The 5,197-nt window shown below is 48.1% G+C and carries 4 protein-coding genes; 2 read left to right on the top strand and 2 right to left on the bottom strand.

Going from position 1 to position 5,197, the window contains the following annotated elements; genetic code table 11:
• A partial coding sequence (gene uvrC, locus Q0314_RS10500; protein WP_298058812.1) for an excinuclease ABC subunit UvrC occupies window positions 1–1,731 on the bottom strand: 1,731 nt, incomplete at its 3' end.
• Window positions 1,732–1,786: 55 nt separating this feature from the next.
• Window positions 1,787–2,269 carry a hypothetical protein gene (locus Q0314_RS10495; protein ID WP_298058810.1) on the bottom strand — a complete coding sequence of 161 codons (483 nt, stop codon included), beginning with the start codon at window positions 2,267–2,269 and terminating at the stop codon, window positions 1,787–1,789.
• A 137-nt stretch (window positions 2,270–2,406) separates the two neighbouring features.
• Between Q0314_RS10495 and nhaD the strand changes: the two genes are divergently transcribed.
• Both nhaD and guaA read left to right on the top strand, forming a co-directional pair.
• Window positions 2,407–3,798 carry a sodium:proton antiporter NhaD gene (gene nhaD, locus Q0314_RS10490; protein WP_298058809.1) on the top strand — a complete coding sequence of 464 codons (1,392 nt, stop codon included), beginning with the start codon at window positions 2,407–2,409 and terminating at the stop codon, window positions 3,796–3,798.
• 9 nt (window positions 3,799–3,807) lie between these two features.
• The coding region (guaA, locus tag Q0314_RS10485; RefSeq protein WP_298058807.1) for a glutamine-hydrolyzing GMP synthase at window positions 3,808–5,197 on the top strand (1,390 nt) is incomplete at its 3' end.

Below are 5,197 nucleotides of genomic sequence, written 5' to 3'. Positions count from 1 at the left end.
CATTATCGCTTCAAAGCTGCCGTAAAATTTAACGAGCTTTGCGATACTTCCCACCGATACACCCGCGTCTGCTAGCTTGCTAGCGCCCAGATCCTCCTTGCGCTTGGTTTTTTGATGAAAGGTAATGGCAAATCTGTGCGCCTCGTCACGAAGACGCTGAAAAAACTGTAGTCGTCTGTCGCCGACGGGCAATGTAAATACGCCGCTGCTAGCGTAAATTTTATCCCTCGCGCCGCCTTTTGCACGGTGGGCTTTGGCGTCTATTTTTTCTTTTGAGATGGCGAGTATATCGACGTTTGCGCCGCTGCTAGCGATGATATCCGAGGCGAGGTCTAGCAGCGCCTGGCCGCCGTCGATGAGCCAGAGATCGGGCGGACTAAGTTTGTCAAACCGCAAAGCGCGCTCTGTTAGCATCTGGCGCATCTGATCGTAGTCGTTTGCGTGGGAGAGGTGCATGTGGCGGTAGTGCTCTTTGGCGAAGTTTCCGTGCTCAAAGCGCACCATCGCGCCGACTGCGGCCGCGCCGAACATATGCGAGTTGTCGAAAGTCTCGATGGCATACGGCGCGCATGCGAGGCCGAAATACTCCTTTAACTCGTCCAAAAACGCGTCGTCGTGGGTTTTTAGGTATTTTTGGATAAAGACCTGCGCGTTTGTTAGCGCCATCTCGCAGATGCGCTTTTTCTCGCCGATTTTAGGCACGGAGATGCTAAATTTACGGCCGTGGCGAGCGGTCAAGATCTCCTCTACTAGACTTGCGTCCTCAAATGCTTCTAGCGTGTAAATTTTAGCGCTCACGACGGGCGCGCCAACTGGAAAGCTCTCTAAAACTATTTGCTTGTACGCGTCGTTTAGATCGCCTTGCGAACTCATTTTGGCGTTCGTGATGTTTTGATACACGCCGCTGATTTTGCCGCCGTGCACGCTAAAACGCACCGCGCAAAGCAAATTTTGCTCCGCGCCCACGGCAAAAACCTCAAAGTCCTCAAGCTTAGCTAGATCAACCTCGATTTTGACGTCTAGATCCTTGATAGCGTTGATTTTATCGCGCACGAGAGCGGCTTGCTCGTAGTTTTCGTTTTGGGCGTATTTGTTCATCAAATTTACGAGCTTTGGCAGCATAGAAAGAGGATTATTTAGCGCTGCGATCGCGCCCTCTACGACCTTGGCGTAGTCTGCGGGCGAAATTTTGCTGATGAGAGGGGCCTCGGAGTAGCCGATCTGATAAGGTAGATACGCACCCGTGGCTTTGAGCGCGCTTTTGCTTTGCACGAGTTTAAAGCTCAGCCTTAGCGCATCTAAAAGCTCGCGCGCGCCGCGAAAATACGGGCCAAAATACTTGACGTTTTTGCCTCGGACGATCTTTCGCGTGATCTCAAAGCGCGGAAAATCCTCGTCCAAATTTACGTAGATGTAGGGATAGGTCTTATCGTCGCGCAGCAAGATGTTGTATTTGGGCCTTAGCTGCTTGATGAAGGAGTTTTCCAGTATCAGCGCGTCGGCTTCGCTGGGAGTGACGATGTACTCGAGGTGTACGGCCTCGCTGATCATCTTGTGGATGCGCGGGCTAACCTTTGGCGAGGGGGCGAGCGCGGGCGTAAATGAAAAGTAGCTTTTGACGCGGTTTTTTAAAATTTTAGCCTTGCCGACGTAAAGAAGCTTGCCGGCCTTGTCGAAATACTGATAAACGCCGGGCTGGGCGGGCAGCGAGCGGATCTCGTCGATTAGCAAAATTTGACTCCCGTCGGTAAATTTGAGCTTTGGATTAAATTCGGCCAAATTTGATTCATCGCGCCCCGCTTGATTCTTTGGCTAAATTTTGCTTTATGGCAAGGCGAATTTTTTCAAATCCCTCAAAAATCCGCTCGCTTTTGGCTAAATTTACAAACTCGCCTTTAGCAGGCTCGGCGTAGGTAAAAATTTGCTTTTTTTCGTATGGGTCGGTCGCTTTTTTAAATTTTAAATGCTTTGTCACAAAAAATTTAACGTCCGTCACGCGAGCGAGCCTGGCGTCAAAATTTACGCTCGAATAGATTTTTAATAAGCCTTTTAACATTTTTATACTACTATCGCTTTTTAATTCCTGAAGTCCTAGCGGATGAAACAGGGCGAAAAACAAAATGCCGTTTTTCTCGTAGCAAAAGGCGATGAGCCTGCGATGATTTAGGCTTAAAAGCTGTAAAAATTCTCCGCATTCGCTACGGTTTTTTAACTCTTTATAAAAAGGATTATCAACAATATGTCGAATAATAGTCTTAGCGTCTTTCATAGGGCGATTTTAGCATTTTTTTTGTTAATTTTTATAGCAGGTTGCGGCCACAAGGGTGATCCGTTCTACGAAGCGCCGTCCGAGCCCTCAAACAGCAAAACCGAAAAGATAAATAAACTATAAATCAAGGAGAGCAAATGAAGATCGTCGGACTTTTGAGTCTGTTTTTCGCTTTGGCCTTCGGTAGCGGCGACGCTGCGGGCGAGGCTTTAAATTTAACGACTACGTGGGTGGGTATCGCGAGCCTCATCATTTTCGTCGTTGGATATTTTTTCATCGCTACGGAGGAAAATTTTCACATCGATAAGGCTAAGCCGGCCATATTTATCGGCACTTTTATGTTCTTGCTCATCGGCTTTTATATGCTGGCAAACGGCCTAGACGTGCATTTGTTGCAAAATGAGGTAAATCACCTGATTTTAGAGATTTCGCAGATCGTATTTTTCCTCATGGTTGCAATGACTTATATCGAGGCGCTCATCGAGCGTGACGTATTTAACGCGCTAAAATACAACCTCGTCTCAAAGGGCTATACATACAAAAGACTCTTTTGGCTAACGGGCGTTTTGGCGTTTTTCATTAGTCCTGTCGCTGACAACCTAACTACCGCTCTTATCCTCTCCACTGTACTTTTAACGATAGATAAGAACAACACGAATTTCCTAGTCGCAGGTGCGATAAACATCGTAGTAGCAGCAAACGCAGGCGGCGCATGGAGTCCGTTTGGCGATATCACGACGCTAATGGCGTGGGCTGCGGGCAAGGCTCCTTTTATCGACTTTTTCGCGCTTTTCCCTGCTTCGTTTATCGGCTGGCTAGTTACGGCGTTTTTACTAGCACGCGTCGTACCTGCGGGCAGTCCGCATTTTGACCCTGCGACAGAGCCAAAAGTAAGCATCAAAAAAGGCGGCAAAGTCGTCATCGGACTTGGCGCATTTACGATATTTTCGGCCGTTATGATGCATCAGCTTTTCCACCTACCTGCGATGTGGGGCATGATGTTTGGCTTCTCGCTTCTTAGTATTTACACCTACATCTACAAAAAAACCAACAAAAACGAAGAGCCTATGCACGTCTTTCACTATATGTCAAAGATCGAAAACAACACGCTTTTCTTCTTCTTCGGTATCCTTGCGGCCGTGGGCGCGTTGCACTTCGTCGGATTTTTAAATTACGCCGTTTCTCTTTATGATAAATTTGGCGCCACTGCCGTAAATATAGGAGTCGGCTTCCTATCTGCTATCGTGGATAACGTCCCCGTTATGTCTGCTGTACTAAAAGCAAATCCTATGATGGGCGCGGATGTGGGCGAAAATTTAAGCCAGTGGTTACTAGTTACCTTGACTGCCGGTATCGGCGGCTCGATGATTAGCTTCGGCTCGGCTGCGGGCGTTGGCGTTATGGGCAAACTAAAAGGCATCTATACCTTCGGCGCGCATATGAAATACGCATGGACCGTGGTTGCCGGCTATATCGTATCGGTCGTGATCTGGTACATACAGTTTGAAATTTTTCATTTATATTTTTAAAGGGCAATCATGAATAACACGATAATAGTTTTGGATTTTGGTTCGCAATACACCCAACTAATCGCTAGACGCTTGCGCGAACAGGGCGTTTATACCGAAATTTTGCCTTTTAACGCTAAGGTCGAGGAGATCAAAGCAAAAAAACCAAAAGGCATAATCCTAAGCGGCGGCCCTGCTAGCGTTTATGCTCCTGATGCGTATTTTTGCGACGAGGGCGTATTTAAGCTAAAGCTACCGATTTTAGGCATTTGCTACGGTATGCAGCTTTTGGCGCATAAATTCGGCGCTCAGGTTGCTCCGGCCTCCCACAAGGAGTACGGCAAGGCCGAGCTAACCGTGACTAAGGCGCACCGACTTTTTACCGATTTGCCCCAAAAGCAGATCGTCTGGATGAGTCACTCCGACTTCGTAAAAAATTTACCAAACGGCTTTGAGGCGTTGGCGACGAGCGAAAATTCGCCCTATTGCGTATTTGGCGACGACACGCGCAAATTTTATGCTTTGCAGTTTCATCCGGAGGTTCAACACAGCGAGTTTGGTACACAGATATTAAAAAATTTCGCCAAATATATCTGCGGCTGCGAAAGCACATGGAACATGGGCAGCTTTGCTAAAACCCAGATCGCCAAAATCAAAGAAACCGTGGGCAACAAAAAAGTCCTTTGCGCCGTTAGCGGAGGCGTGGATAGCTCCGTTACCGCCGCGCTTTTGGCTGCTGCGATACCGCAAAATTTGATCTTGGTTTTCGTCGATAACGGACTACTTAGAACGGGCGAACGCGAACAGGTCGAGGCGACTTTTAGAACCAAGCTTGGCGTGGAGCTAGTTAGTATAGACGCGAGTAAAACTTTCCTAGAAAGGCTTGCTGGCGTAACAGATCCAGAGAAAAAACGTAAGATAATCGGCGAAACTTTCATCGAAATCTTTGAAAAAGAGGCCAAAAAGCACGATAACGTCAAATTTTTAGCCCAGGGTACGCTTTATACCGACATCATCGAAAGCTCGGTCGTGGGATCTAGCAAGACGATCAAAAGCCACCACAACGTCGGCGGACTGCCTGATTGGATGAGCTTTGAGCTGATCGAGCCTTTAAGAGAAATCTTTAAAGACGAAGTGCGTCAGCTGGGACTTGAGCTCGGTCTTTCGCGCGAGCTCGTGTTCCGTCACCCATTCCCAGGTCCAGGTCTTGCGATCCGCATAATGGGTGAGGTAAATACGCCAAGCCTTGAGCTGCTACGCAAAGCCGACGTGATCCTACGCGACGAGCTAAAATCTAGCGGCTGGTACAACAAAACGTGGCAAGCGTTTTGCGTACTGCTAAACGTGCACTCAGTAGGCGTAATGGGCGATAACCGCACCTATGAAAACGCCGTGTGCATACGCGTAGTGGACGCCAGCG

This window comes from uncultured Campylobacter sp. (assembly GCF_938040115.1).
In the GTDB taxonomy this organism is placed as follows: Bacteria; Campylobacterota; Campylobacteria; order Campylobacterales; family Campylobacteraceae; genus Campylobacter_A.
The sequence above is the reverse complement of the archived record's forward strand: the minus strand, read 5'-3'. Positions and strand labels throughout refer to the sequence as shown.

Coding starts and splice junctions, on each gene's coding strand:
- nhaD (WP_298058809.1), top strand. CDS start 2,407: ATGAAGATCGTCGGACTTTTGAGTCTGTTTTTCGCTTTGGCCTTCGGT.
- Q0314_RS10495 (WP_298058810.1), bottom strand. CDS start 2,269: ATGAAAGACGCTAAGACTATTATTCGACATATTGTTGATAATCCTTTT.